This is a genomic window from Pseudomonas sp. GW821-FHT09C08 (assembly GCF_059418125.1).
The window spans coordinates 499,901-523,442 of record NZ_JBWKPG010000003.1 but is presented as its reverse complement, the minus strand read 5'-3'; the positions used below and the strand labels follow the sequence as shown (position 1 = coordinate 523,442).

Sequence of the window (23,542 nt, the reverse complement as noted above, 5' to 3'; positions counted from 1 at the left end):
AGAAATTTATCGTCCGCTGTTGCGCTCGGCATTGCGGATCGAGACCTGGGTATTCAACGTCCAGAAGTCATACAGCACCCCCACCAGGAACAACCCGCCGGTCAGCAGGTAGATCAGGCCGGTGATCCATTTGCCCTGGTACATGCGGTGCACGCCGAATACGCCAAGGAACGCCAACAGAATCCACGCCACGTTGTATTCAATGGGCCCGGCGGTAAAACGCAGGTCCGCTTCACGGTCCATGGCCGGGATCAGGAACAGGTCGATCAGCCAGCCGATGCCCAGCAGGCCGAAGGTGAAAAACCAGATCGTACCGGTCACGGGCTTGCCGTAATAGAAGCGGTGCGCGCCGGTAAAACCGAAAATCCAGAGCAGGTAACCAATCACCTTGCTGTGGGTATCTTGCTGCGGACCAATCTGTTGATAGGTGTTCATGCAGTACCTCTTTTGCCTCGATAGATAAATTTTTTCACTTTCTTTGTGACTTTTTTACGGGCGCCCGACGTACGGCCAATGGTATCTTCACTGCCCTGAAAGCCTTATGCCACCTGACTTGTGTAGGACAATTGCGGCGATTCGTCGCGTTTTTCCTGAATTTGACCCCAAGGTTCAGTCGACAAACGGCCTGAGAACAGCACAAAAAGCTGTTATAAAGTTGCGCGCAAACCCATAAGAGCCACGCCTAATGCGACCATTTTTCAAGACATGGCTAACCATCTGCCTATTAATGCCACTGGCCGCCCACGCCACCAATCGTGAGCAACGACTTCCTAACGTCAACGGTTTCACCCCTAAAGTCCACAGCACGCCAAGCACGGCCAAGTCGGTAAAGCAGACCGTCAACCGCCCGACTCAACTGAGCACGGTGCACGGCAAATCGGCGACACACCTGGTTGCCGCCAACACCAAGCAAAGCAGCAACGTCCTCAGCCGCGCCGTCAACGTGCTCGGTACACCTTATCGTTGGGGCGGCAGCAGCCCAAGTAAAGGGTTCGACTGCAGCGGTTTGGTGAAATATGCGTTTAACGACGTCGCCGCAGTGGATTTGCCACGCACTTCCAACGCCATGGCCGCTGGCCACGGGCAGAAGGTCGAGCGCAAGGACCTGAAACCGGGTGACCTGTTGTTCTTCAAGCTCAAGAGCCGCCAGGTCAACCACGTAGCCATCTACCTGGGCAACGACCGCTTCATCCACGCACCACGCCGTGGCAAGGCTGTCAGCATCGACACGCTGAAAAAGCCGTTCTGGGACAAGAACTACGTGATTGCCAAGCGCGTTCTGCCTAAAGAGCAAAACAGCAACCTGCGCGTCGTGCAGCGCTAGATCCAACCGGCAGCCGCCCTCCTGTTTGAAATGCAATCAAATGTGGGAGCGGGCTTGCCTGCGATGACGGTGTGTCAGTGGCAGAGATGTCGCCTGACAGTGCGCTATCGCAGGCAAGCCAGCTCCCACATTGAACCTGCGTCGCGTCGAATATTGCGATCACACAGCGGATTATCCCCTGTGGGAGTTGTCGAGCCTTGGCGAGGCTGCGAAAGCGGCCGCATGGGCGATAGACGGGGTAGCTGACCCAATGCCATCACCGGCAAGCCGGCTCCTACAGTTTGAACATGCTCTCACCGCAGATCTCATAGCCAGCCCCGCGCCCCCCTGTGGGAGTTGTCGAGCCTTGGCGAGGCTGCGAAAGCGGTGTGTCAGCCAAAGATAATGCCCGCAATGCCGCCGCCTTCGCAGCCTCAATCGGGCTCGACAGTTGCTCCCACATTGATATCAGCGCCCTCTAGATATCTGCAGGCACCCTCGCCTTCTCCCGTGCATCCTCTCGGCTGACCAGCCCTTCGCTGACCAACGCCTTCAAGCTCATGTCCAGCGTCTTCATCCCCAACGCCCCGCCGGTCTGAATCGCCGAGACCATCTGCGCTACCTTGTCTTCGCGGATCAAATTGCGAATGGCCGGCGTGGCCAGCATGATTTCATGGGCCGCCACCCGCCCGCCGCCGATCTTCTTGACCAGCACTTGGGCCACTACCGCCTGCAGCGACTCCGACAGCATCGAGCGGACCATGGCTTTTTCCCCCGCCGGGAACACGTCCACAAGGCGGTCCACGGACTTTGCCGCCGACGATGTGTGCAGGGTGCCAAAGACCAGGTGGCCGGTCTCAGCGGCCGTCAGCGCCAGGCGGATGGTTTCCAGGTCGCGCAGCTCACCCACCAGGATCACATCCGGGTCTTCGCGCAGTGCCGAGCGCAAGGCCGTGGAAAAGCTATGACTGTCGCGGTGGACCTGGCGCTGGTTGATCAGCGCCAGGTTCGGCGTGTGGATAAATTCGATCGGGTCTTCCAGCGTGAGGATGTGCTGGCGTCGGTGCTGGTTGAGGTAGTCGATCATCGCCGCCAGGGTGGTGGACTTGCCGGACCCGGTCGGCCCGGTCAGCAGCACCAGGCCGCGCGGCAGTTGGGCGATACGCCGGAACACCTCGCCCAACTCAAGGCCTTCCAGGCTCTGGACTTCAGAGGGAATGGTGCGAAACACCGCGGCCATGCCGCGATCCTGCTGGAATACATTCGCCCGGAACCGCGCCAGCCCGGGCAGCGCGAAGGCAAAATCCGTTTCAAGAGATGTTTCGAAATCCTTTTGCTGGTATTTGTTCAGCAACGGGCTCAACAAGTCCGCCACTTGCGGGGCCGAAAGCACCGGGCAATCCAGCGGCCAAACCTCGCCATCGATTCGCAACATGGGTGCAAGGCCTGCCGACAGGTGCAGGTCAGAGGCGCCACGACGCACGCTGGCCGTGAGCAATTCAGTGATATCCATAGGGCTTTCCATTTCCAGTAGAATGCCGCGGACTCCATATCCACGGGCGCATCTTGAATGTCGACGATAGCAGACAACATCGGCCTGGTTAGCCAGCGCATCCGCGCCGCAGCCGACGCCGTGCAACGTGACGCAAGCAGCATCCACCTGCTGGCCGTGAGCAAGACCAAACCCGCGCAAGCCGTGCGCGAAGCCTATGCTGCCGGCATGCTCGACTTCGGCGAGAACTATCTGCAGGAGGCCCTGGGCAAACAGGCGCAATTAACCGACCTGCCCTTGAGTTGGCACTTCATCGGCCCCATTCAATCGAACAAGACTCGCGCGATCGCCGAGAACTTCGCTTGGGTGCATTCCGTGGACCGCCTGAAAATCGCACAACGCCTGTCCGAACAACGCCCGGCCGACCTGCCGCCGCTGAATATCTGCATCCAGGTCAATGTCAGCGGCGAAGCCAGCAAGTCCGGCTGTACACCCGCCGACCTGCCGGCCCTGGCCAACGCCATCAGCGCCCTGCCGCGCTTGAAGCTGCGTGGCCTGATGGCGATCCCTGAGCCGACTGAAGATCGGAGCGCACAAGATGCAGCGTTCGCTGCCGTGCGCGAGCTGCAAGCCAGCCTGAACCTGGCGCTCGACACACTTTCCATGGGCATGAGCCACGACCTCGAGTCGGCCATCGCCCAAGGCGCCACCTGGGTGCGGATCGGTACCGCCCTGTTTGGCGCCCGCGACTACGGCCAGCCATGAAATGGCTGACATCCATCTGAATAAGGACCTGTCATGAGCAACACGCGTATTGCCTTTATCGGCGCCGGCAACATGGCGGCCAGCCTGATCGGCGGCCTGCGGGCCAAAGGCCTGGACGCCGCGCAGATCCGCGCCAGCGACCCCGGTGATGACACCCGTGCCCGCATCAGCGCCGAACACGGTATTCAAACCTTTGCCGACAACGCCGAGGCCATCAGCGGCGTCGATGTGATCGTGCTGGCGGTCAAGCCACAAGCGATGAAAGCCGTGTGCGAAAGCCTGCGCCCGAGCCTGCAGCCACACCAGTTGGTGGTGTCCATCGCTGCCGGCATCACCTGCGCCAGCATGAACAACTGGCTCGGCGCGCAGCCGATCGTGCGCTGCATGCCCAACACGCCGGCGCTGCTGCGCCAGGGCGTGAGCGGCCTGTACGCCACCGCCGAAGTGAGCGCCGAACAGCGCGACCAGGCCCAAGAGTTGCTGTCTGCCGTGGGCATTGCCCTGTGGCTGGAACAGGAACAACAGCTGGACGCCGTCACCGCCGTCTCCGGCAGTGGCCCGGCGTACTTCTTCCTGCTGATCGAAGCCATGACCGCCGCTGGCGTGAAACTCGGCCTGCCCCACGAAGTCGCCGAGCAACTGGCCGAGCAAACCGCACTGGGCGCCGCGAAGATGGCCGTTGGCAGCGAAGTTGACGCCGCCGAGCTGCGCCGTCGCGTGACGTCTCCAGGTGGCACCACCCAGGCGGCTATCGAATCATTCCAGGCCGGCGGCTTTGAAGCCCTGGTCGAAAAAGCTCTGGGTGCCGCGGCACATCGTTCGGCTGAAATGGCCGAGCAGCTGGGCAAATAGTCGTCCCCTACATAGGAAACAAACATGCTCGGAATCAATGACGCTGCCATTTTCATCATCCAGACCCTGGGCAGCCTGTACCTGCTGATCGTGCTGATGCGCTTTATCCTGCAACTGGTGCGGGCGAACTTCTACAACCCGCTGTGCCAGTTCGTGGTCAAGGCCACCCAGCCCTTGCTCAAGCCGCTGCGCCGGGTGATCCCGAGCCTGTTCGGCCTGGACATGTCGTCGCTGGTGCTGGCGCTGCTGCTGCAGATCCTGCTGTTCGCGGTGATCCTGATGCTCAATGGCTACCAGGCCTTCACTGTGTTGCTGTTGCCTTGGGCGCTGATCGGCATCTTCTCGCTGTTTTTGAAGATCATCTTCTGGTCGATGATCATCAGCGTGATCCTCTCCTGGGTCGCTCCCGGCAGCCGTAGCCCGGGTGCCGAACTGGTCTACCAGATCACCGAGCCGGTGCTGGCGCCGTTCCGTCGCCTGATCCCCAACCTCGGCGGCCTGGATATTTCGCCGATCTTCGCGTTTATCGCGATCCAGCTGGTGCAAAGCTGGGTGATTCCGCGCCTGGCGTTCTATGCGTTCATGCCCAAGGAACTGTTCGGCCTGATCTGACGCTGAACAAATGTGGGCGCTGGCGTGCCTGCGATAGCAGCACAGCGGTGTAACCCCAACACCGAGGTGCCCGCATCGCAGGCAAATCGGCGCCCACATTTTGTATCTGCCTACCGGTGCAGGCCTTTGCTTGCCGCTGGGTGCAGCGGTCTTTAGACTTACGCCTCATTTAAACGAGAGCAGGGTCGATGCCAGCTGCCTTCCCCCCCGATTCTGTTGGACTGGTCGTGCCCCAAGTGGCGCACTTCAGCGAACCGCTGGCCCTGGCCTGCGGTCGTTCGCTGCCTGCCTACGACCTGATCTATGAAACCTACGGCCAGTTGAACGCCACGGCGAGCAACGCCGTGCTGATCTGCCACGCCTTGTCCGGCCATCACCATGCCGCCGGCTACCACAGCGTCGACGAGCGCAAGCCCGGCTGGTGGGACAGCTGCATCGGCCCCGGCAAGCCCATCGACACCAACACGTTCTTCGTGGTCAGCCTGAACAACCTCGGCGGCTGCAACGGCTCCACCGGCCCCAGCAGCCTCAATCCGGAAACCGGCAAGCCGTTCGGCGCCGACTTCCCGGTGCTGACCGTGGAAGACTGGGTGCACAGCCAGGCACGCCTCGCGGACCTGCTGGGCATCGCCCAATGGGCCGCCGTGATCGGCGGCAGCCTGGGCGGCATGCAGGCCCTGCAGTGGACCATCACCTACCCGGATCGCGTGCGCCACTGCCTGGCAATCGCCTCGGCCCCCAAGTTGTCGGCCCAGAACATCGCCTTCAACGAAGTGGCGCGCCAGGCCATCCTCACCGACCCCGAGTTCCACGGCGGTTCGTTCCAGGAAGCCGGCGTGATCCCCAAGCGCGGCTTGATGCTGGCGCGGATGGTCGGGCACATCACCTACCTGTCCGATGACTCCATGGGCGAGAAATTCGGCCGTGGCCTCAAGAGTGAAAAGCTCAACTACGACTTCCACAGCGTCGAGTTCCAGGTCGAAAGCTACCTGCGTTACCAGGGCGAGGAGTTTTCCGGGCGTTTCGACGCCAACACATACCTGCTGATGACCAAGGCCCTGGACTACTTCGACCCGGCAGCCAACCATGACGATGACCTGGCGAAAACCTTCGAAGCTGCCACGGCCAAGTTCTGCGTGATGTCGTTCACCACCGACTGGCGCTTCTCGCCGGCCCGCTCCCGTGAGCTGGTGGACGCGCTGATGGCTGCGCGCAAAGACGTCTGCTACCTGGAGATCGATGCTCCGCAAGGCCACGACGCCTTCCTGATCCCGATCCCGCGTTACCTGCAGGCGTTCGGCAATTACATGAACCGCATTACTTTGTGAGAACGCCATGAGAGCCGACCTGGAAATCATCCAAGACTGGATCCCCGCCGGCAGCCGCGTGCTCGACCTTGGCTGCGGCGATGGCGAACTGCTGAGCTGGCTGCGCGACAACAAGCAAGTCACCGGCTACGGCCTGGAAAACGACCCGGACAACATCGCCCAGTGCGTGGCCAAGGGCATCAACGTCATCGAGCAGGACCTGGACAAGGGCCTGGGCAATTTTGCCAGCAACAGCTTCGACATCGTGGTGATGACCCAGGCCCTGCAGGCCGTGCACTACCCGGACCGCATCCTCGACGAAATGCTGCGCGTAGGCCGCCAGTGCATCATCACTTTCCCCAACTTCGGCCACTGGCGTTGCCGCTGGTACCTGGCCACCAAAGGCCGCATGCCGGTGTCGGACTTCCTGCCCTACACCTGGTACAACACGCCGAACATTCACTTCTGCACCTTCGAAGACTTCGAAGCCCTGTGTGGCGAGCGTGAAGCCAAGGTGATCAACCGCCTTGCCGTCGATCAACAGCACCGCCACGGCTGGGCGAGTAAGCTATGGCCCAATCTGTTGGGCGAAATCGGTATTTACCGGGTCAGCAGTCCTGGCCTGACGGACCACAAGATTGCCGTCTAATCACCTTCAAGAGGGACGATCATGAGTCGCCTGGCTATTTTTCTACTGACCACACTGCTTGGGGCCAATGCCATGGCTGCCGACGCTATCGACCCCAATCGCACGAAAGAATTTGGCGATATCACCGTGCGTTACAACACGTTTACCTCGAGTTTCCTGCAACCGGAAACCGCCCAGGAGGTAGGCGTTGTACGCAGCAAGAACAAGGGGTTGATCAACGTTTCGGTATTCAAGGGGGTAACGCCCGTGGTGGCGCAGGTGACTGGCACCATCAAGGACTTGAGTGGCAAGAGCGAAGTGCTGACGTTCAAGCAGATCACCGAAAAAGGCGCGACCAATTACCTGGCGCCTTATTCCGTACCGCAGCAAGAGGTCAAGATTTTTACCATCAACGTTGAAACCGGTGGCAAGGCTCATAGCTTCCAATTCAACCAAGAACTGTTTCCGGCGCAATGATGAACCTCACCCAACTCGTATTGGCCAGCCATAACGCCGGCAAACTCAAAGAACTCCAGGCCATGCTCGGTGAGTCCGTGCAGCTGCGCTCAATTGGCGAATTCAGCCAGGTCGAGCCGGAAGAGACCGGCCTGTCGTTCGTCGAAAACGCTATCCTCAAGGCTCGCAACGCCGCACGCATCTCCGGTCTGCCGGCACTGGCGGATGATTCGGGCCTGGCGGTGGACTTCCTCGGCGGCGCCCCTGGCATCTATTCGGCACGCTATGCCGACGGCAAAGGCGATGCGGCCAACAACGCCAAGCTGCTGGACGCCCTTAAGGACGTGCCGGACGCGCAGCGCGGCGCACAGTTCGTCTGCGTGCTGGCCCTGGTTCGGCATGCCGATGACCCGCTGCCGATCCTCTGCGAAGGCCTGTGGCACGGGCGCATTCTGCACGCGGCCAGCGGCGAGCACGGGTTTGGCTATGACCCCCTGTTCTGGGTGCCGGAGCGTAATGTTTCCAGCGCCGAACTGAGCCCCGCCGACAAGAACCAGATCAGCCACCGCGCCCGCGCAATGGATTTGCTGCGCCAACGCCTGGGCCTGAAATGACCCAGAACACCTCTGCGCAGCCCCTGATCCACGGTGGCGCGCAAACACCACGGGCGGCCCTGCCCCACCTGCCGCCCCTGGCGCTGTATATCCACATCCCGTGGTGCGTACGCAAATGCCCGTATTGCGACTTCAACTCCCATACCGCCAGCGCAGTGCTGCCGGAAGAAGAGTATGTCGACGCGTTGCTGGCCGACCTTGATCAAGACCTGCATGCCGTTTATGGCAGGGAACTGAGTTCGATCTTCTTCGGCGGCGGTACGCCGAGCCTGATCAGCGCCGCCGCGCTGGGCCGCCTGCTCAAGGGCGTGGAAGCACGCATCCCGTTTGCCAGCGATATCGAGATCACCCTGGAAGCCAATCCTGGCACCTTCGAACAAGAGAAGTTCGTGGCCTACCGCAAGCTGGGGATCAACCGGCTGTCGATCGGCATCCAGAGCTTCCAGCAGGAAAAGCTCGAGGCACTCGGGCGCATCCACAATGGCGATGAAGCCGTGCGCGCTGCTGGCATGGCGCGCCAGGCCGGGTTTGATAACTTCAACCTGGACCTGATGCACGGGCTGCCTGATCAGTCCCTGGACGACGCCTTGAGCGACTTGCGCCAGGCCATCGCACTGAAGCCGACGCACTTGTCCTGGTACCAGCTGACCCTGGAACCCAACACCGTGTTCTGGAACCAGCCGCCCGCGCTGCCGGAAGACGACACGCTGTGGGACATCCAGGAAGCCGGCCAGGCGCTGCTGGCCGAACACGGTTACGCGCAATATGAGGTCTCGGCCTATGCCCAACCAGGTCGCCCGGCGCGGCACAACCTGAACTACTGGAGCTTCGGCGACTTTATCGGTATCGGTGCCGGTGCCCACGGCAAGCTCAGCCACCCGGACGGGCGCATTGTGCGCACCTGGAAGACCCGTGCGCCGAAGGACTACCTCAACCCGGCCAAAAACTTCCAGGCCGGAGCGAAAGAACTGACCAATGAGGAGCTGCCGTTCGAGTTCCTGATGAACGCCCTGCGCCTGACTGAAGGTGTCGACGCCAAGCTCTACGCCGAACGCACCGGCCTTGAGCTGGCGAGCCTGGACGCCGCGCGCCGCGAGGCAGAACAAAGTGGCTTAATGCAGGTCGAACCGTCACGCCTGGCGGCCACTGACCGCGGGCAACTCTTTCTCAATGACCTGTTGCAGAAGTTTTTGAGCTGATCGCTCTAAGGAAATCGAATGGATCTGGTACTCGACCTGCTCGCCACCGTATCCCGCTGGAGCCGTAGCAACCTGTCGGAAATCTCCCTGGCCCTGGTCGGCTGTTTGCTGGTGTTGTTTGGCGCCGATATCAAAGGCTGGGTCGAAGCGCGCCTGGGCAGCATCGCAGGAGCGTTGCGCGTGCCGTTGATGGCCCTGGTGTGCATGATCGGCAGCGGCGCCGCGCTGATCTACGCCACGCCGTGGATCGTGCGGGGGCTGAGCCAGTTCAATAACTACAGCCTCGCACCGGTGCTGGTGGTGGTGCTGGTATTGATTGGCGTAGTTGCGGACCGCCGCTGATTTAGAGCGCACCGCAAAACAACTGTGGGAGCTGGCTTGGCTGCGATGCAGGCACCTCGGTGTATCAGTGATACCCAGGTGATGCTATCGCAGGCAAGCCAGCTCCCACAGTTGATTGCACTTCAGGTTTCCAGCTGATTAAGCCAGCTTCTCGAACTTCAAATCCCAAACACCATGCCCAAGCCGCTCGCCGCGGCGCTCGAACTTGGTGATCGGCCGCTCGGCCGGGCGTGGCACGCATTTGCCGTCTTCGGCCAGGTTGCGGTAGCCAGGGGCGACGTTCATCACTTCCAGCATGTATTCAGCATACGGCTCCCAGTCGGTGGCCATGTGCAGGATACCGCCGACTTTCAGCTTGCTGCGCACCAGTTCCGCGAAGGACGCCTGGACGATGCGGCGCTTGTGGTGACGGGCCTTGTGCCATGGATCGGGGAAGAACAGCATCAGGCGATCCAGGCTGTTGTCGGCGATGCAGCGGTTGAGCACTTCGATCGCGTCGCAGTCATACACCCGCAGGTTGGTCAGGCCTTGGGTCAGCACGCCATTGAGCAGCGCGCCGACACCCGGACGGTGTACTTCCACGCCGATGAAATCCTGCTCCGGCGAGGCAGCGGCCATTTCCAGCAGCGAGTGCCCCATGCCGAAACCGATTTCCAGGGAGCGCGGGGCCGAACGGCCGAAGACGTGGTCGTAGTCCACCGGCGCATCGGCCAGCGGCAGGACGAACAGTGGCGTGCCCTGCTCCAGGCCCTTTTGCTGGCCTTCGGTCATGCGCCCGGCACGCATCACAAAACTCTTGATGCGGCGGTGCTTGGACTCGTCACCTTCGTCCACGGTGTTCGGCGTTTCGTTTGATTCAGTCATCAATGGCTCTTACTTGATCAGACCATCCAGCGGCGAAGAGGCGCTGGCGTAGAGTTTTTTCGGCATGCGACCGGCGAGGTAGGCCAGGCGGCCCGCGACGATGGCGTGGTTCATGGCTTCAGCCATCATGATCGGCTGCTGGGCGTGAGCGATGGCCGAGTTCATCAGCACCGCATCGCAGCCCAGCTCCATGGCGATGGTGGCGTCGGAGGCAGTGCCCACGCCCGCATCCACCAGCACGGGGATCTTGGCTTCTTCGAGGATGATCTGCAGGTTGTAAGGGTTGCAGATGCCCAAGCCGGAACCGATCAGGCCGGCCAGCGGCATCACGGCGATACAGCCGATTTCTGCCAGTTGGCGCGCGATGATCGGGTCATCGCTGGTGTAGACCATCACGTCGAAGCCTTCCTTGACCAGCGTTTCGGCGGCCTTGAGGGTTTCGATCACATTGGGAAACAGGGTTTTCTGGTCGGCCAGCACTTCCAGCTTCACCAGGTTGTGGCCATCGAGCAGCTCACGGGCCAGGCGGCATGTGCGCACGGCCTCGATGGCGTCGTAGCAACCGGCGGTGTTGGGCAAGAAGGTGTAGCGATCCGGCGACAGCACTTCGAGCAGGTTTGGCTCGCCTTCAATCTGGCCGAGGTTGGTGCGGCGCACGGCGAAGGTGACGATCTCGGCACCCGAGGCTTCGATGGCCAGGCGGGTTTCTTCCATGTCGCGGTACTTGCCGGTGCCGACCAGCAGGCGGGACTGGTAGGTACGACCGGCCAGGACGAAGGGCTTGTCGCTACGAACGATGCTCATGGGAAATCCTCTGTGTGGGTGAGGTTCTGCAGAATACGCGGTGGCGCACAGGCGCCGGACGGGCTAGCCGCCGCCGATGGCGTGGACCACTTCGACCTGGTCACCTTCGGTGAGCGCGGTCTCGGCGTGCTGGCTACGCGGGACGATATCCAGGTTGAGCTCCACTGCGACGCGACGCCCGGTCAGATCCAGACGGGTCAGCAGGGCCGCAACGGTTTCACCGTCGGGCAGTTCAAAGGATTCGCCGTTCAACTGAATGCGCATGCCACGGGCCGCCATCGTTTTTAGGGGCCAGTATTCTAGCCCGATTGGGACCTAAAGGTCAGCACCAAGCGTCAAGCGGTCAGCTGCAAGCGCCAGGCAGCGAGGCCAAGGAAAAACCAGCCGAGCAGAAATGCCAAGCCGCCGAACGGCGTAATGATCCCCAGTTTGCTGATGCCGGTCAGGGTCAGCACATACAGGCTGCCGGAGAACAACAGGATGCCGACGGCAAAGGAGATGCCCGCCCAGCCGACCAACCGGCCAGGAATATGTGCGGCCAGCAGCGCCACGCCAAACAGTGCCAGGGTGTGTACCAACTGATAGGTCACGCCGGTATGGAAGATCGCCAGGTAGTCGGCGCTCAGGCGGTTTTTCAGGCCATGGGCGGCGAAGGCGCCGAGGGCAACACCGGTGAAGCCGAAAAAGGCAGCCAACATCAGAAAACCACGCAGCATGAGGAACTCCAGTCAGACTCAAAGGGCCGGGTCTGTATAATGGCCCGCTCAACGGGTTCGGCCAAGCCATCTCTATGCTGCGTCTCCTCTTCAATCGTTTTCTCAAAGTCGTGAAATGGTTCGCCATCGGCAGTGTCTTGCTGGTGCTGCTGTTTCGTGTCGTCCCGCCCCCCTTCACCGCGTTGATGGTGGAGCGCAAGGTCGAATCCTGGTTCGACGGTGAGCCGATTGACCTGCAACGTACCTGGGTGCCGTGGGACCAGATCTCCGATGACCTGAAAGTGGCGGTGATGGCCGGTGAAGACCAGCGTTTCCCGCAACACTGGGGCTTTGATTTCGGCGCGATCCAGGCAGCGATCCTGCACAACGAGCGCGGTGGTTCGATCCGTGGCGCCAGTACGCTGAGCCAGCAGGTCTCGAAAAACCTGTTCCTGTGGGCCGGCCGCAGTTATCTGCGCAAGGGCCTGGAGGCCTGGTTTACCGGGTTGATCGAGGTGCTTTGGCCCAAACAGCGGATTCTTGAGGTGTACCTCAATAGCGTGGAATGGGATGAAGGCGTGTTTGGCGCCGAGGCTGCCGCGCGGCATCACTTTGGGGTGAGTGCCAAGGCACTCTCCCGTCAGCAGGCCAGCTACCTGGCGGCGGTGCTGCCCAACCCTCGGGTGTGGAGTGCCAGCCATCCGACCGCCTATGTGGCACGGCGAGCCGCGTGGATTCGCCAGCAGATGAGCCAGTTGGGTGGGGACGGTTACTTGGTGGAGTTGAATAACTCCCGCAAGGCGCCGTGGTCCGACTGAGACCCTACCAGGGATTGCGTGAGGCTCTGGGTTGTGCGCACAAACAAAAATGCCCCGATCTTTCGATCGGGGCATTTTTTTGGCTTTTCGCAGCGTTTTAGGCGGCGATCGACAACTTCAGCTTGTTCATCGCGCTTTTTTCAAGCTGACGAATCCGCTCGGCCGACACGTTGTACTTCTGCGCCAAGTCGTGCAGCGTGGCTTTTTCTTCCGCCAGCCAGCGCTGGTAGAGGATGTCACGGCTGCGGTCGTCCAGCACTTCCAGCGCTTCGTGCAGGTTGTGGTTGGAGTTGTCGCTCCAGTCGGCGTCTTCCAGTTGACGCGCCGGGTCGTACCGGTGGTCTTCCAGGTAATTGGCCGGCGATTGGAAAGCACTGTCGTCGTCCGCTTCGGCGGCCGGGTCGAACGCCATGTCATGGCCAGTCAGGCGGCTTTCCATCTCGCGCACTTCACGCGGCTCCACGCCGAGGCTTTCAGCCACGCGGTGGACTTCCTCGTTGTTCAGCCACGCCAGGCGTTTCTTCTGGCTGCGCAGGTTGAAGAACAGCTTGCGCTGGGCCTTGGTGGTCGCGACTTTCACGATGCGCCAGTTGCGCAGGATGAACTCGTGAATTTCCGCCTTGATCCAGTGCACAGCAAACGACACCAGGCGCACACCCATCTCAGGGTTGAAGCGCTTCACAGCCTTCATCAGGCCGACGTTGCCTTCCTGGATCAGGTCAGCCTGGGCCAGGCCGTAGCCGCTATAGCTACGGGCGATATGTACGACAAAACGCAGGTGGGCGAGCACCATCTGCCGAGCCGCCCCCAAATCCTGCTCATAGTAGAGACTCTCGGCCAGTTCACGCTCCTGCTCCGGTGTCAGCAATGGAATGCTGTTCACCGTGTGCACATAGGCCTCGAGGTTCGCACCCGGGACCAAAGCATAAGCAGGTTGCAAAGAAGTGGTCATACGAAAAAACCTCCGACTCACATAACTCGTGCAGTTCAGCACTGCGAAAATTGACCGGGAACCGTAGGACAAGTTCCCTAAACCACTGATACGGTCAATACAAACGAAACCACATTACCTTGACATTAACTACTTCGGCGCCAACTCACGTAAATGCCTTGCGACCGCAATCCAAGCACCGATATACCCCAACAGGACCGCGCCAAGCAAGAGCGACAGACCATCGGCCACTGGCACGCCGGCGAGGGCAAAATCACTGCCGTACAAGCCGGCAAGCCCGACTACCGCGTCGTTCAGCCAGTTCAAGCCAAACGCCAGCACGCCCCAGGACAAAATCCCGGCACCGAAGCCATAAAGCGCGCCCATGTACAGAAAAGGCCGACGCACATAGCTGTCCGTGCCGCCGACCAGTTTAATCACTTCTATCTCGGTGCGACGGTTTTCAATATGAAGACGAATGGTATTACCTATCACCAAAAGTAATGCAGACACCAACAACACCGTCAGGCCGAACACAAACCGGTCACCCAGCTTGAGAATTGCCGCCAGCCGCTCGACCCAGACTAGATCAAGTTGTGCCTGTTGTACCTTGGGCAGCTCTGCGAGTTTTTGTCGCAGGGCTTCCAGCGCCGGCTTGTCGACTTCATTCGGCGTCACCAGCACCACGCCCGGCAGTGGGTTCTGCGGCAGCTCCTTCAGCGCCTCGCCCAGGCCGGATTGCTGCTGGAACTCCTCAAGGGCCTGGTCGCGGCTGATGTACTCGGCATCGGCCACACCCGGCAGGTTCTTGATGTCATCGCGCAGTGTCTCACCGTCTTTGGCGCTCGCATCCAGGTTCAGGTACAACGAAATCTGCGCCGCACGCTGCCAGGAGCCGCCCAGGCGCTCGACATTATTGAGCAGCAGCGACAGGCCCATCGGCAGGCTCAGGGCCACGGCCATCACCAGGCAGGTGAAAAAGCTGCCGATCGGTTGCTTGCCCAGGCGACGCAGACTGTCCAGCAGGCTGGCGCGGTGGCTTTCGATCCAGGCGCGCAGCAAGGTGCTGAAGTCAGGACCGTCGTCTTCGTCGTGTTTTTTCTTTTTCGGCTGCGGATCGGCCGGTTTCGGTGCCACGCGTTCGGACACCTTGGGGCTGCGTGTAGCACTCATACGCCGGCCTCCCCGTCACCGATCAGGCGGCCGCGCTGCAGGGTCAGCATGCGATGGCGCATACGCGCGATCAGGGCCAGGTCGTGACTGGCGATCAGCACGCTGGTGCCCAGGCGGTTGATGTCTTCGAACACCCCCATGATCTCGGCCGCCAGGCGCGGGTCGAGGTTACCGGTCGGTTCGTCCGCCAGCAGCAAGGCCGGACGGTGGACGATAGCGCGGGCAATGCCGACGCGCTGTTGCTGGCCGGTGGACAGGTCGCCGGGGTAGAGGTCGGTCTTGTCCGACAGCGCCACGCGCTCCAGGGCCGAATCCACGCGCTTGACGATCTCGGCCTTGGACAGCCCGAGGATCTGCAGCGGCAACGCAATGTTGTTGAACACCGTGCGATCGAACAGCAACTGGTGGTTCTGGAACACTACGCCGATCTGGCGGCGCAGGAACGGAATCTGTGCATTGCTGATAGTGGCCAGGTCCTGGCCAGCCAGTAGCAGTTTGCCGGTGGTCGGGCGTTCCATCGCCAGCAGCAGGCGCAACAGGGTACTTTTGCCGGCGCCAGAGTGACCGGTGACAAACAAGAACTCGCCCCGCCGTACTCGAAAGCTCAGCTCATGCAAGCCGACATGCCCGTTGGCATAGCGTTTACCGACCTGTTCGAATCGAATCATGAACGCTCCCGCTCGGCAAACAGCGCCTGTACAAAGGGTTCGGCTTCAAAAGTGCGCAGGTCGTCGATACCTTCACCGACGCCGATATAACGAATCGGCAACCCGAACTGTTTGGCCAGGGCGAAAATCACACCGCCCTTGGCCGTGCCGTCGAGCTTAGTCAATGCCAGGCCGGTCAGTTGCACCGTCTGGTTGAATTGTTTGGCCTGGCTGATGGCGTTCTGGCCCGTACCGGCATCGAGCACCAGCAGCACTTCGTGCGGCGCGTCGGCGTCGAGCTTGCCGATGACGCGGCGGACTTTCTTCAGCTCTTCCATCAAATTGTCTTTGGTGTGCAGGCGACCGGCGGTATCCGCGATCAGCACATCGATGTTACGGGCCTTGGCGGCTTGCACGGCGTCGAAGATCACCGAGGCGGAATCGGCGCCGGTGTGCTGGGCGATGACCGGGATCTTGTTGCGCTCACCCCACACCTGCAACTGCTCCACGGCAGCGGCACGGAAGGTGTCGCCGGCAGCGAGCATGACTTTCTTGCCTTCCGACTGCAGCTTCTTCGCCAGCTTGCCAATGGTGGTGGTCTTGCCGGCGCCGTTGACACCGACCACCAGGATCACGAACGGCTTGTTCGGCGTGATCACCAGCGGCGCTTCCACCGGCTTGAGCATCGCCGCCAGCTCGGCCTGCAGGGATTTGTAGAGGGCATCGGCGTCGGTCAGCTGCTTGCGCGCGACCTTCTGGGTCAGGCTCTGGATGATCACCGCGGTGGCTTCGACGCCCACGTCGGCGGTCAGCAGGCGGGTTTCGATGTCTTCCAGCAGCTCGTCATCAATGACCTTCTTGCCCAGGAACAGGCTGGCCATGCCTTCGCCGATGCTGGCGCTGGTCTTGCTCAGGCCTTGCTTGAGGCGGGCGAAGAAACCGGTCTTGCTGGTTTCGACAGGCGCGGCGGGCTCTTCGATGACGGCAGGGGCGGCAGACACTGGCTCGACCACCACCGGTGCCGGTGCTGGCGCTTCTACGACAACCGGCTGCGGCTCAATGACCACCGGAATCGGCGGCGCCACATGTTCGGCCTGTACATCTTCAACCAGTGCCACGGGCTCTTCGGCCACCGGCAATTGCGGCCATGGCTTGTGCTCGGGTTCTGGTTGCGGCTCTGGCTCTGGCTCTGGCTCAACCTCGGCCAGCGGCTGCAGCACCGGCTCGGCCATCGGCAATACCACCGGCGCCGGCGCTTCGGCAACCGGTTCGGCTTCTACTATAGGGTCCGGGATCGGTTCGGCTGGAACCTGCGGCTGTTCGGCGACGGGGGTTTCCTGCGGCTTTTTGCGCAGCCATCCGAACAGGCCTTTCTTCTCGCCAGCCGCAGCTGGGGTCTTCTTGTCGTCGTTGGAACCAAACATGGAGACGGCTATCTCAAGGTAGCGACGCGCCTGGGGGGGCGTCGGTAAATAAAATTCGATGCGTAACAGACTGTTTTTTAGCCAGCTCGTTCATGCGCAACATTTCGTAAGGCCTAAAACGGCCTCAACACGACTGCCGCAGTGGCCGTCCTTAAATCCGATCAGTATCCTAGCACCTCCTCGCCCGCCGACGCTAAGACCAAGCGGGCAGCCCAACAGGTTTAAAAACGAATGAATGCTCTAGCCCGCCACGCCGCAGGCCTGCTGTTCAGCACAGTTTGTCTGCCTCTCTCAGCCCTGGCTGCCGACCCACAACCCACCCACGAATTCACCCTGGATAACGGCCTCAAGGTGGTCGTGCGCGAAGACCATCGCGCGCCGGTGGTGGTTTCCCAGGTCTGGTACAAGGTCGGTTCGAGCTACGAAACCCCGGGCCAGACCGGTTTGTCCCACGCCCTGGAGCACATGATGTTCAAGGGTAGCGCCAAGGTCGGCCCCGGCGAAGCGTCGCTGATCCTGCGCGACCTGGGCGCCGAAGAAAACGCCTTCACCAGCGATGACTACACCGCCTACTACCAAGTGCTGGCCCGTGACCGCCTGGGTGTTGCCTTCGAGCTCGAAGCCGACCGCATGGCCAGCCTGCGCCTGCCGGCCGACGAGTTCAGCCGCGAAATCGAGGTGATCAAGGAAGAGCGCCGCCTGCGCACCGACGACAATCCAATGTCCAAGGCCTACGAGCGCTTCAAGGCCATGGCCTACCCCGCCAGCGGCTACCACACGCCGACCATCGGCTGGATGGCCGACCTGGACCGCATGAAGGTCGAAGAGCTGCGCCACTGGTACCAATCCTGGTATGTGCCGAACAACGCCACCCTGGTAGTGGTCGGCGACGTGACCCCTGACGAGGTGAAAAACCTCGCCCAGCGTTACTTCGGCCCGATTCCCAAGCGCGACGTGCCACCCGCCAAGATCCCGATGGAGCTGGCCGAGCCTGGCGAGCGCCTGCTGACGATGCGTGTGCAGACCCAACTGCCGAGCGTGATCCTCGGTTTCAACGTCCCGGGCCTGGCTACCGCCGAAGACAAGCGCTCGGTACAAGCCCTGCGCCTGATCTCGGCCCTGCTGGACGGCGGCTACAGCGCGCGTATTTCGGAGCAACTGGAGCGCGGTGAGGAGCTGGTCTCCGCCGCATCCACCAGCTACGACGCCTACACCCGTGGCGACAGCCTGTTCACCCTGACCGCCACGCCGAACCAGCAGAAGAAAAAGACCGTCGCCCAAGCCGAAGCGGGCCTGTGGCGCCTGCTGGAAGAATTGAAGTCCAAACCGCCGACCGCCGAAGAACTGGAGCGCATCCGCGCCCAAGTGATCGCCGGCGTGGTCTATCAGCGCGATTCCATCACCAGCCAGGCCACAGCCATCGGCTCGCTGGAAACCGTGGGACTGTCCTGGAAGCTCATGGACACCGAACTGGCCGACCTGCAAAGCGTGACCCCGGAAGATATCCAGAAAGCCGCGCGCACCTATTTCACCCGCGAACGTCTGAGCGTCGCCCATGTTATGCCTGAGGAGACCGCTCATGAGTGATCGCAAAAGCAGCCGCCTGGTCCTGCCGGGCTTGATCGTCGTCACCTTGATCGCGGCAAGTGCCGTGTATTTCCTGCGCCCGAGCGACTCGATGGCCAGCCAGGCGCTGGACACGGCGCAATCGGCCAACACGCTGCAATCGCTGGCTGAGCTGGACGGCAAGGCGCCGACCAACCGCAAGCTCGACGTGCAGACCTGGACCACCGCCGAAGGCGCCAAGGTGCTGTTCGTGGAAGCGCATGAACTGCCGATGTTCGACATGCGCATCCTGTTCGCAGCCGGCAGCAGCCAGGACGGCAACACCCCAGGCGTGGCACTGCTGACCAACGCCATGCTCAACGAAGGCGTGCCCGGCAAGGACGTCAGCCAGATCGCCAGCGGTTTTGAAGGCCTGGGCGCCGACTTCGGCAATGGCGCTTATCGCGACATGGCTCTGGTATCCCTGCGCAGCCTCAGCGACAGCGATAAACGCGACGCCGCCCTGGCACTGTTCGACCAGGTGATCGGCAAGCCGACCTTCCCTGCCGACTCTCTTGTGCGGATCAAGAACCAGATTCTCGCCGGCTTCGAGTACCAGAAGCAGAACCCCGCCAAGCTGGCCAGCCTGGAGCTGTTCAAGCGCCTGTATGGCGACCACCCGTACGCGCACCCGAGCGAAGGCACGCCGCAAAGCATCCCGAAGATCACCCTCGCGCAGTTGCAGGCGTTTCACGCCAAGGCTTATGCAGCAGGTAATGCGGTGATCGCCGTGGTCGGCGACCTGACCCGCGCCGAAGCCGAAGCCATGACGGCCAAGGTCTCGGCGTCGTTGCCCAAGGGCCCGGCGCTGGCCAAGATTGCCCAGCCGACCGAACCCAAGGCGGGCCTGAGCCATATCGAGTTCCCGTCCAAGCAGACGCACTTGCTGTTCGCCCAACTGGGCATCGACCGCGCCGATCCGGACTACGCAGCCCTGTCCCTGGGCAACCAGATCCTCGGCGGCGGCGGTTTCGGCACGCGCTTGATGAGCGAAGTGCGCGAGAAGCGCGGCCTGACCTACGGCGTGTACTCCGGTTTCTCGCCGATGCAGGTGCGCGGCCCGTTCATGATCAACCTGCAGACCCGCGCCGAAATGAGCGGTGGCACCCTGCGCCTGGTCGAGGACGTGCTGGCCGACTACCTCAAGACCGGCCCGACACAGAAGGAGCTGGACGACGCCAAGCGTGAGCTGGCCGGCAGCTTCCCATTGTCCACCGCCAGCAACGCGGACATCGTCGGGCAACTGGGCGCGATGGGTTTCTACAACCTGCCGCTGAGCTATCTTGAAGATTTCATGAAACAATCCCAGGCCCTGACCGTAGAGCAGGTCAAGGCTGCCATGAACAAACACTTGAGCGCCGACAAGATGGTCATCGTGACCGCCGGCCCGACGATTGCGCAAAAGCCACTACCGCCCCCCACTGACAAACCCGCCGAGCAGCCGCTCGGGGTTCCGGAGCATTAATGGCCAGTTCATCTCGCCCGAAAAAACCTGTCCACAACGTGCATAACGGTGTGGGCCAACTGCGCATCATTGGTGGCGAATGGGGCAGCCGCAAGCTGAGCTTCCCCGACGTCGTCGGCCTGCGCCCCACGCCTGATCGCGTGCGTGAAACCCTGTTCAACTGGCTCGCGCCGTATATCGGCGGGGCCAAAGTGCTGGATCCGTTTGCCGGCAGCGGCGCATTGTTCCTCGAGGCGCTGTCCCGTGGCGCAGCCCAGGCCCAGGCGCTGGATGCGAGCAATGTGGCGGTGTCCAGCCTCAAGGAACACCTCGGCACCCTGCGCTGCACCAACGGCCAGGTGCAAACCGCCGACGCGCTGCGCTATCTGGAAACCCAGCCGGCAAGCGAATACGACGTGGTATTCCTCGACCCGCCCTTCAACCAGAACCTGTTGCCCGCCGTGTGCACCTTGCTCGAAGAGCGCCAATGGCTGGCGGCGGATGCGTGGATCTACACTGAAAGCGAGACCGCGCCGTCAACCCTCGGCTTGCCTGGCGCCTGGCGCCTGCACCGGGAGCAGAAGTCCGGTCGGGTGTATTACGCGTTGTGGCATCGGTTGGTCGACAGCGTCGCTTAATCTGTGGCGAGCAAGCTTGTTGTGGTGAGCGGCCTTGCTGTGGCGAGCACGCTTGTCGTGGTGAGCGGGCTTGCTGTGGTGAGTGGGCTTGTTGTGGTGAGCGGGCTTGCCCCGCGTCGGGCTGCGCAGCAGCCCCAAAATCGCGACGGTGCTCCGACTGAATTAATGCGGTGTTCTTGATGGGGCCGCTTCGCACCCCGACGCGGGTGCAAGCCCGCTCGCCACAGACTGAGAGTTTCATGACACCGTCCTCCGAACTGTTCACCCCCGCCTTCGGCCTCGGCAACCCTCACCTGCAAACCCTGTGGGGGCCGCTATGGCGCCCGACGACCCATATCGAACGCCAGCGCGAACGCCTGTGGCTGGAAGACGGCGATTTTCTGGACCTCGACTGGCATGGCCCGCATGACGCGCAGTCGCCATTGGTGCTGGTGCTGCATGGGCTGACCGGCTCATCCAATTCCCCCTATGTAGCCGGCCTGCAAAAAGTCCTCGCGGCTCAAGGCTGGGCCAGTGCCGCCTTGAACTGGCGTGGCTGTTCCGGCGAACCAAACCTGTTGGCACGCAGCTATCACTCGGGCGCCAGCGAGGATCTGGCCGCGGCGATTGCCCACCTGCGCGCGAAACGGCCGTTGGCGCCGTTGTATGCAGTGGGTTATTCGCTGGGGGGCAATGTGCTGCTCAAACACTTGGGCGAAACCGGCGAAGCCTCCGGCTTGCACGGCGCGGCGGCGGTGTCGGTGCCGTTCCGGCTGGACCAGTGTGCGGACCGGATCGGGCTGGGTTTCTCGCGGGTTTATCAAAAGCACTTCATGCGTGAAATGCTCGCGTATATCCGCGTCAAGCAAAGCCGTTTTTTACAGGATGGCCGGGCAGACGGGCTGAAAACCCTGGAAGCCCTCGGCTCACTGGAGAAGATGCGCACGTTCTGGGACTTCGATGGCCGGGTCACCGCGCCACTGCACGGTTTCCTGAGTGCCGAGGACTACTACCGCCGTGCGTCGAGCCGCTACTACCTGGGGGCGGTCCGCACCCCGACGCTGATTATCCAGGCCGCCGATGATCCGTTTGTATTCGCCCATAGCCTGCCCGAGGCCAGCGAGTTATCGGAGTGCACCGAGTTTGAGCTGACGGCAAAGGGTGGGCATGTGGGGTTCGTCGACGGCTCGCTGAAGCGCCCGGGTTATTACCTCGAACGCCGAATCCCTCAGTGGCTACTGGCACAACACGGCTGAACATGGAGAAGCTGGCTTGCCTGCGATAGCAGTGTGTCAGCCGATTATCCGCTCGCTGACACGCCCTCATCGCAGGCAAGTCAGCGCCCACACTCGATGCGGCTCACACCGCAACCGACTCAGTCGCCCGTAGCAATTTCACGCTGCGGATCGGTAATCCACTCACTCCACGACCCCGCATACAACTTGCCCAACGGGTAACCCGCCAGGCTCAGGGCAAACAGGTTGTGGCACGCCGTCACCCCTGAACCGCAATACGCCACCAACTCCTCCGGTGAACGCCCCTGCAATTGAGCGGCGAAACGCTGCTTGAGCTGGTCGGCTGGCAGGAAACAGCCATCAATGCCAAGGTTTTCGGTGAACGCCGCACACTGCGCGCCGGGGATGTGCCCGGCGATCGGGTCGATGGGTTCCACATCACCGCGAAAACGTGGCTGGGCGCGGGCATCGATCAAGGTCAGGCCCGGTTGGCCCAGGCGTTTTTGCAGGTGTTCGGCATCCAGCACCAGGCGGTTGTCCGGCGTCCCGGCGAAGGCACCCGGCTCGACCAACGGCGCGTCCAGGCTCAGCGGGAAACCGGCGGCGTGCCAGGCCTTGAGGCCACCGTCCAGAATAAACACGCCGTCACGTTTGCCCAGCCAGGCCAGCAACCACCAGGCGCGGGCAGCAAAGGCGCCGGGACCGTCGTCATACAGCACCACATCGGTGTCGGCGTTAATACCCCAGGCGCGCAATTGCCGGGCAAAGGTGTCCGCCACCGGCAACGGGTGACGACCGGTCACGCCCTTGGTCACCGGGCCGCTGAGATGGCGCTCGAGGTCGGCGTACTGCGCGCCCTCAATATGCCCTTCGGCATAGCTGCACAGCCCGTAGTCCGGGTCTTCCAAGGCAAAACGGCAATCCAGGATCACCAGCCCGGCCGACTTCTGGCGCTCGGCCAATTGCTGGGGGCTGATCAGTTGGGCAAGCGGCATGACGGACTCCTGTGAACAGATTCGGGAAAGGTCCTACTTCACTTCTTCCAGTGCCTGATTCAACGGCACGTAAAACTCTTTGAACAGGGCATCCACCGCGTCTTTCGCCTGGGGCGTGACGAACCCGGCCTCCAGCACCAGCACCTGGTAGACCCCGCGCTTGATGGCTTCGGCGCTCAAATGGGCGGAGTTTTCATTGGTGGTGCACAAGAACCGCACCCACGAGGTGAGGATGATCCACGCATTGAGGGTCAGGGCCTCGGTCTGCACCGGGTCCATGTTGAGGATGCCGGCATCGACAAACCCCTGGTAAATGGCATTACCCTGGATCAGGCAGCGCTGGGAAAACCGTCGGTAGCCAGTCGCCAGTTCCGGGTCGCTTTCCAGCAAGTGCTCGAGGTCGCGGTGCAGGAAGCGGTAGCGCCACATGCCGGCCAGCACGGCCTGCAGGTAAAAGCGCTTATCTTCGACGGTCACGGCGCGGCCTTGGGGCGGGCGCAGAAAACTGTCCACCAACGCTTCGTACTCACGAAACAACACGGCGATGATCGCCTGCTTGTTGGGGAAGTGGTAGTACAGGTTGCCCGGCGAAATTTCCATATGGGCGGCAATATGATTGGTGCTCACACTGCGCTCGCCCTGCTGGTTAAAAAGCTCCAGGCTCGTTTGCACAATGCGCTCGCTGGTCTTTACTCGTGGTGCCATAGGGGATCAGCTTCT

Annotated in this window: 27 protein-coding genes; 15 read left to right on the top strand and 12 right to left on the bottom strand. The window is 61.8% G+C overall.

Annotated features, from left to right (window positions below; all coding sequences use genetic code 11):
* Positions 1–6: 6 nt before the first annotated feature.
* Positions 7–435: an NINE protein gene (locus AC07OJ_RS13460; protein ID WP_065902141.1), complete on the bottom strand. Its 429-nt coding sequence runs from the start codon at positions 433–435 to the stop codon at positions 7–9.
* Positions 436–685: 250 nt separating this feature from the next.
* On the opposite strand from AC07OJ_RS13460, the gene AC07OJ_RS13455 reads away from it, so the two are divergent.
* The gene (locus AC07OJ_RS13455) at positions 686–1,324 is read left to right on the top strand and encodes a C40 family peptidase (protein ID WP_106802391.1); all 639 of its coding nucleotides are present in this window, start codon (positions 686–688) and stop codon (positions 1,322–1,324) included.
* Positions 1,325–1,781: 457 nt separating this feature from the next.
* On the opposite strand, the gene AC07OJ_RS13450 is transcribed toward AC07OJ_RS13455, so the two are convergent.
* Positions 1,782–2,816 carry a type IV pilus twitching motility protein PilT gene (locus AC07OJ_RS13450; protein WP_495094644.1) on the bottom strand — a complete coding sequence of 345 codons (1,035 nt, stop codon included), beginning with the start codon at positions 2,814–2,816 and terminating at the stop codon, positions 1,782–1,784.
* 57 nt (positions 2,817–2,873) lie between these two features.
* On the opposite strand from AC07OJ_RS13450, the gene AC07OJ_RS13445 reads away from it, so the two are divergent.
* The 9 genes from AC07OJ_RS13445 (at position 2,874) to AC07OJ_RS13405 (ending at position 9,570) form a co-directional block, all read left to right on the top strand.
* Positions 2,874–3,560, top strand: coding sequence for a YggS family pyridoxal phosphate-dependent enzyme (locus tag AC07OJ_RS13445; RefSeq protein WP_262132635.1), 687 nt, complete (start codon positions 2,874–2,876; stop codon positions 3,558–3,560).
* 33 nt (positions 3,561–3,593) lie between these two features.
* Positions 3,594–4,412 (top strand): pyrroline-5-carboxylate reductase, encoded by an 819-nt coding sequence (gene proC / locus AC07OJ_RS13440; RefSeq protein ID WP_213554054.1) that lies wholly within the window; start codon positions 3,594–3,596, stop codon positions 4,410–4,412.
* Positions 4,413–4,436: 24 nt separating this feature from the next.
* Positions 4,437–5,024 (top strand): YggT family protein, encoded by a 588-nt coding sequence (locus AC07OJ_RS13435; RefSeq protein WP_065902151.1) that lies wholly within the window; start codon positions 4,437–4,439, stop codon positions 5,022–5,024.
* A gap of 188 nt (positions 5,025–5,212) precedes the next feature.
* On the top strand, positions 5,213–6,352 hold the full coding sequence (gene metX / locus AC07OJ_RS13430) for a homoserine O-succinyltransferase MetX (protein WP_065902154.1): 1,140 nt from the start codon (positions 5,213–5,215) through the stop codon (positions 6,350–6,352).
* A gap of 7 nt (positions 6,353–6,359) precedes the next feature.
* Positions 6,360–6,980, top strand: coding sequence for a methionine biosynthesis protein MetW (gene metW, locus AC07OJ_RS13425; RefSeq protein ID WP_016972957.1), 621 nt, complete (start codon positions 6,360–6,362; stop codon positions 6,978–6,980).
* Between the two features lie 21 nt (positions 6,981–7,001).
* Positions 7,002–7,436: a DUF4426 domain-containing protein gene (locus AC07OJ_RS13420; protein ID WP_065902156.1), complete on the top strand. Its 435-nt coding sequence runs from the start codon at positions 7,002–7,004 to the stop codon at positions 7,434–7,436.
* On the top strand, positions 7,433–8,029 hold the full coding sequence (rdgB, locus tag AC07OJ_RS13415; RefSeq protein ID WP_495094643.1) for an RdgB/HAM1 family non-canonical purine NTP pyrophosphatase: 597 nt from the start codon (positions 7,433–7,435) through the stop codon (positions 8,027–8,029). Before AC07OJ_RS13420 ends, rdgB begins: the two co-directional genes overlap by 4 nt.
* Positions 8,026–9,228 (top strand): radical SAM family heme chaperone HemW, encoded by a 1,203-nt coding sequence (gene hemW, locus AC07OJ_RS13410; RefSeq protein ID WP_495094642.1) that lies wholly within the window; start codon positions 8,026–8,028, stop codon positions 9,226–9,228. The genes rdgB and hemW overlap by 4 nt, the downstream gene beginning before the upstream one ends.
* A gap of 18 nt (positions 9,229–9,246) precedes the next feature.
* Entirely contained in the window at positions 9,247–9,570 is a 324-nt protein-coding gene (locus tag AC07OJ_RS13405) for a DUF3392 domain-containing protein (protein ID WP_016972961.1), read from the top strand.
* Between the two features lie 138 nt (positions 9,571–9,708).
* Here the strand turns inward: AC07OJ_RS13405 and trmB are convergent, their stop codons facing one another.
* The 4 genes from trmB to AC07OJ_RS13385 form a co-directional block, all read right to left on the bottom strand.
* Positions 9,709–10,434 carry a tRNA (guanosine(46)-N7)-methyltransferase TrmB gene (gene trmB, locus AC07OJ_RS13400; RefSeq protein WP_065902164.1) on the bottom strand — a complete coding sequence of 242 codons (726 nt, stop codon included), beginning with the start codon at positions 10,432–10,434 and terminating at the stop codon, positions 9,709–9,711.
* A 9-nt stretch (positions 10,435–10,443) separates the two neighbouring features.
* Positions 10,444–11,238, bottom strand: a complete 795-nt coding sequence (locus AC07OJ_RS13395; protein WP_015886353.1) for a thiazole synthase — start codon at positions 11,236–11,238, stop codon at positions 10,444–10,446.
* A 63-nt stretch (positions 11,239–11,301) separates the two neighbouring features.
* On the bottom strand, positions 11,302–11,502 hold the full coding sequence (thiS, locus tag AC07OJ_RS13390) for a sulfur carrier protein ThiS (protein WP_032865944.1): 201 nt from the start codon (positions 11,500–11,502) through the stop codon (positions 11,302–11,304).
* A 71-nt stretch (positions 11,503–11,573) separates the two neighbouring features.
* On the bottom strand, positions 11,574–11,954 hold the full coding sequence (locus tag AC07OJ_RS13385; protein ID WP_065902165.1) for a DUF423 domain-containing protein: 381 nt from the start codon (positions 11,952–11,954) through the stop codon (positions 11,574–11,576).
* A gap of 74 nt (positions 11,955–12,028) precedes the next feature.
* On the opposite strand from AC07OJ_RS13385, the gene mtgA reads away from it, so the two are divergent.
* Complete coding sequence (gene mtgA, locus AC07OJ_RS13380; protein WP_120450346.1) at positions 12,029–12,751, top strand: monofunctional biosynthetic peptidoglycan transglycosylase; 723 nt, start codon at positions 12,029–12,031, stop codon at positions 12,749–12,751.
* Positions 12,752–12,848: 97 nt separating this feature from the next.
* On the opposite strand, the gene rpoH is transcribed toward mtgA, so the two are convergent.
* The 4 genes from rpoH to ftsY form a co-directional block, all read right to left on the bottom strand.
* Positions 12,849–13,703 carry an RNA polymerase sigma factor RpoH gene (rpoH, locus tag AC07OJ_RS13375; protein ID WP_003176698.1) on the bottom strand — a complete coding sequence of 285 codons (855 nt, stop codon included), beginning with the start codon at positions 13,701–13,703 and terminating at the stop codon, positions 12,849–12,851.
* A 129-nt stretch (positions 13,704–13,832) separates the two neighbouring features.
* Positions 13,833–14,855 (bottom strand): permease-like cell division protein FtsX, encoded by a 1,023-nt coding sequence (gene ftsX / locus AC07OJ_RS13370; protein ID WP_106802384.1) that lies wholly within the window; start codon positions 14,853–14,855, stop codon positions 13,833–13,835.
* On the bottom strand, positions 14,852–15,523 hold the full coding sequence (ftsE, locus tag AC07OJ_RS13365; RefSeq protein ID WP_003213784.1) for a cell division ATP-binding protein FtsE: 672 nt from the start codon (positions 15,521–15,523) through the stop codon (positions 14,852–14,854). Before ftsE ends, ftsX begins: the two co-directional genes overlap by 4 nt.
* Entirely contained in the window at positions 15,520–16,926 is a 1,407-nt protein-coding gene (gene ftsY / locus AC07OJ_RS13360; protein ID WP_201146064.1) for a signal recognition particle-docking protein FtsY, read from the bottom strand. The genes ftsE and ftsY overlap by 4 nt, the downstream gene beginning before the upstream one ends.
* 231 nt (positions 16,927–17,157) lie before the next feature.
* Here ftsY and AC07OJ_RS13355 point away from each other — a divergent pair, with 231 nt between their 5' ends.
* The 4 genes from AC07OJ_RS13355 to AC07OJ_RS13340 all read left to right on the top strand — a co-directional run bounded on the left by AC07OJ_RS13355 (position 17,158) and on the right by AC07OJ_RS13340 (position 21,848).
* Positions 17,158–18,513: a M16 family metallopeptidase gene (locus AC07OJ_RS13355; RefSeq protein ID WP_213551231.1), complete on the top strand. Its 1,356-nt coding sequence runs from the start codon at positions 17,158–17,160 to the stop codon at positions 18,511–18,513.
* Positions 18,506–19,996, top strand: coding sequence for a M16 family metallopeptidase (locus tag AC07OJ_RS13350; RefSeq protein ID WP_120450351.1), 1,491 nt, complete (start codon positions 18,506–18,508; stop codon positions 19,994–19,996). Before AC07OJ_RS13355 ends, AC07OJ_RS13350 begins: the two co-directional genes overlap by 8 nt.
* Positions 19,996–20,613 (top strand): 16S rRNA (guanine(966)-N(2))-methyltransferase RsmD, encoded by a 618-nt coding sequence (gene rsmD / locus AC07OJ_RS13345; protein ID WP_065902177.1) that lies wholly within the window; start codon positions 19,996–19,998, stop codon positions 20,611–20,613. The genes AC07OJ_RS13350 and rsmD overlap by 1 nt, the downstream gene beginning before the upstream one ends.
* A gap of 239 nt (positions 20,614–20,852) precedes the next feature.
* The gene (locus AC07OJ_RS13340) at positions 20,853–21,848 is read left to right on the top strand and encodes a hydrolase (RefSeq protein WP_495094641.1); all 996 of its coding nucleotides are present in this window, start codon (positions 20,853–20,855) and stop codon (positions 21,846–21,848) included.
* A 119-nt stretch (positions 21,849–21,967) separates the two neighbouring features.
* On the opposite strand, the gene AC07OJ_RS13335 is transcribed toward AC07OJ_RS13340, so the two are convergent.
* Together AC07OJ_RS13335 and AC07OJ_RS13330 are read right to left on the bottom strand one after the other, a co-directional pair.
* Positions 21,968–22,822, bottom strand: a complete 855-nt coding sequence (locus tag AC07OJ_RS13335) for a sulfurtransferase (RefSeq protein ID WP_495094640.1) — start codon at positions 22,820–22,822, stop codon at positions 21,968–21,970.
* Positions 22,823–22,855: 33 nt separating this feature from the next.
* Positions 22,856–23,527 carry a TetR/AcrR family transcriptional regulator gene (locus AC07OJ_RS13330; RefSeq protein WP_065902184.1) on the bottom strand — a complete coding sequence of 224 codons (672 nt, stop codon included), beginning with the start codon at positions 23,525–23,527 and terminating at the stop codon, positions 22,856–22,858.
* Positions 23,528–23,542: the final 15 nt, after the last annotated feature.

Bases quoted from the DNA above. Each gene is read 5' to 3' on its own strand.
- AC07OJ_RS13460 (WP_065902141.1), bottom strand. From the start codon at position 435: ATGAACACCTATCAACAGATTGGTCCGCAGCAAGATACCCACAGCAAG.
- AC07OJ_RS13455 (WP_106802391.1), top strand. From the start codon at position 686: ATGCGACCATTTTTCAAGACATGGCTAACCATCTGCCTATTAATGCCA.
- AC07OJ_RS13450 (WP_495094644.1), bottom strand. From the start codon at position 2,816: ATGGATATCACTGAATTGCTCACGGCCAGCGTGCGTCGTGGCGCCTCT.
- AC07OJ_RS13445 (WP_262132635.1), top strand. From the start codon at position 2,874: ATGTCGACGATAGCAGACAACATCGGCCTGGTTAGCCAGCGCATCCGC.
- proC (WP_213554054.1), top strand. From the start codon at position 3,594: ATGAGCAACACGCGTATTGCCTTTATCGGCGCCGGCAACATGGCGGCC.
- AC07OJ_RS13435 (WP_065902151.1), top strand. From the start codon at position 4,437: ATGCTCGGAATCAATGACGCTGCCATTTTCATCATCCAGACCCTGGGC.
- metX (WP_065902154.1), top strand. From the start codon at position 5,213: ATGCCAGCTGCCTTCCCCCCCGATTCTGTTGGACTGGTCGTGCCCCAA.
- metW (WP_016972957.1), top strand. From the start codon at position 6,360: ATGAGAGCCGACCTGGAAATCATCCAAGACTGGATCCCCGCCGGCAGC.
- AC07OJ_RS13420 (WP_065902156.1), top strand. From the start codon at position 7,002: ATGAGTCGCCTGGCTATTTTTCTACTGACCACACTGCTTGGGGCCAAT.
- rdgB (WP_495094643.1), top strand. From the start codon at position 7,433: ATGATGAACCTCACCCAACTCGTATTGGCCAGCCATAACGCCGGCAAA.
- hemW (WP_495094642.1), top strand. From the start codon at position 8,026: ATGACCCAGAACACCTCTGCGCAGCCCCTGATCCACGGTGGCGCGCAA.
- AC07OJ_RS13405 (WP_016972961.1), top strand. From the start codon at position 9,247: ATGGATCTGGTACTCGACCTGCTCGCCACCGTATCCCGCTGGAGCCGT.
- trmB (WP_065902164.1), bottom strand. From the start codon at position 10,434: ATGACTGAATCAAACGAAACGCCGAACACCGTGGACGAAGGTGACGAG.
- AC07OJ_RS13395 (WP_015886353.1), bottom strand. From the start codon at position 11,238: ATGAGCATCGTTCGTAGCGACAAGCCCTTCGTCCTGGCCGGTCGTACC.
- thiS (WP_032865944.1), bottom strand. From the start codon at position 11,502: ATGCGCATTCAGTTGAACGGCGAATCCTTTGAACTGCCCGACGGTGAA.
- AC07OJ_RS13385 (WP_065902165.1), bottom strand. From the start codon at position 11,954: ATGCTGCGTGGTTTTCTGATGTTGGCTGCCTTTTTCGGCTTCACCGGT.
- mtgA (WP_120450346.1), top strand. From the start codon at position 12,029: ATGCTGCGTCTCCTCTTCAATCGTTTTCTCAAAGTCGTGAAATGGTTC.
- rpoH (WP_003176698.1), bottom strand. From the start codon at position 13,703: ATGACCACTTCTTTGCAACCTGCTTATGCTTTGGTCCCGGGTGCGAAC.
- ftsX (WP_106802384.1), bottom strand. From the start codon at position 14,855: ATGAGTGCTACACGCAGCCCCAAGGTGTCCGAACGCGTGGCACCGAAA.
- ftsE (WP_003213784.1), bottom strand. From the start codon at position 15,523: ATGATTCGATTCGAACAGGTCGGTAAACGCTATGCCAACGGGCATGTC.
- ftsY (WP_201146064.1), bottom strand. From the start codon at position 16,926: ATGTTTGGTTCCAACGACGACAAGAAGACCCCAGCTGCGGCTGGCGAG.
- AC07OJ_RS13355 (WP_213551231.1), top strand. From the start codon at position 17,158: ATGAATGCTCTAGCCCGCCACGCCGCAGGCCTGCTGTTCAGCACAGTT.
- AC07OJ_RS13350 (WP_120450351.1), top strand. From the start codon at position 18,506: ATGAGTGATCGCAAAAGCAGCCGCCTGGTCCTGCCGGGCTTGATCGTC.
- rsmD (WP_065902177.1), top strand. From the start codon at position 19,996: ATGGCCAGTTCATCTCGCCCGAAAAAACCTGTCCACAACGTGCATAAC.
- AC07OJ_RS13340 (WP_495094641.1), top strand. From the start codon at position 20,853: ATGACACCGTCCTCCGAACTGTTCACCCCCGCCTTCGGCCTCGGCAAC.
- AC07OJ_RS13335 (WP_495094640.1), bottom strand. From the start codon at position 22,822: ATGCCGCTTGCCCAACTGATCAGCCCCCAGCAATTGGCCGAGCGCCAG.
- AC07OJ_RS13330 (WP_065902184.1), bottom strand. From the start codon at position 23,527: ATGGCACCACGAGTAAAGACCAGCGAGCGCATTGTGCAAACGAGCCTG.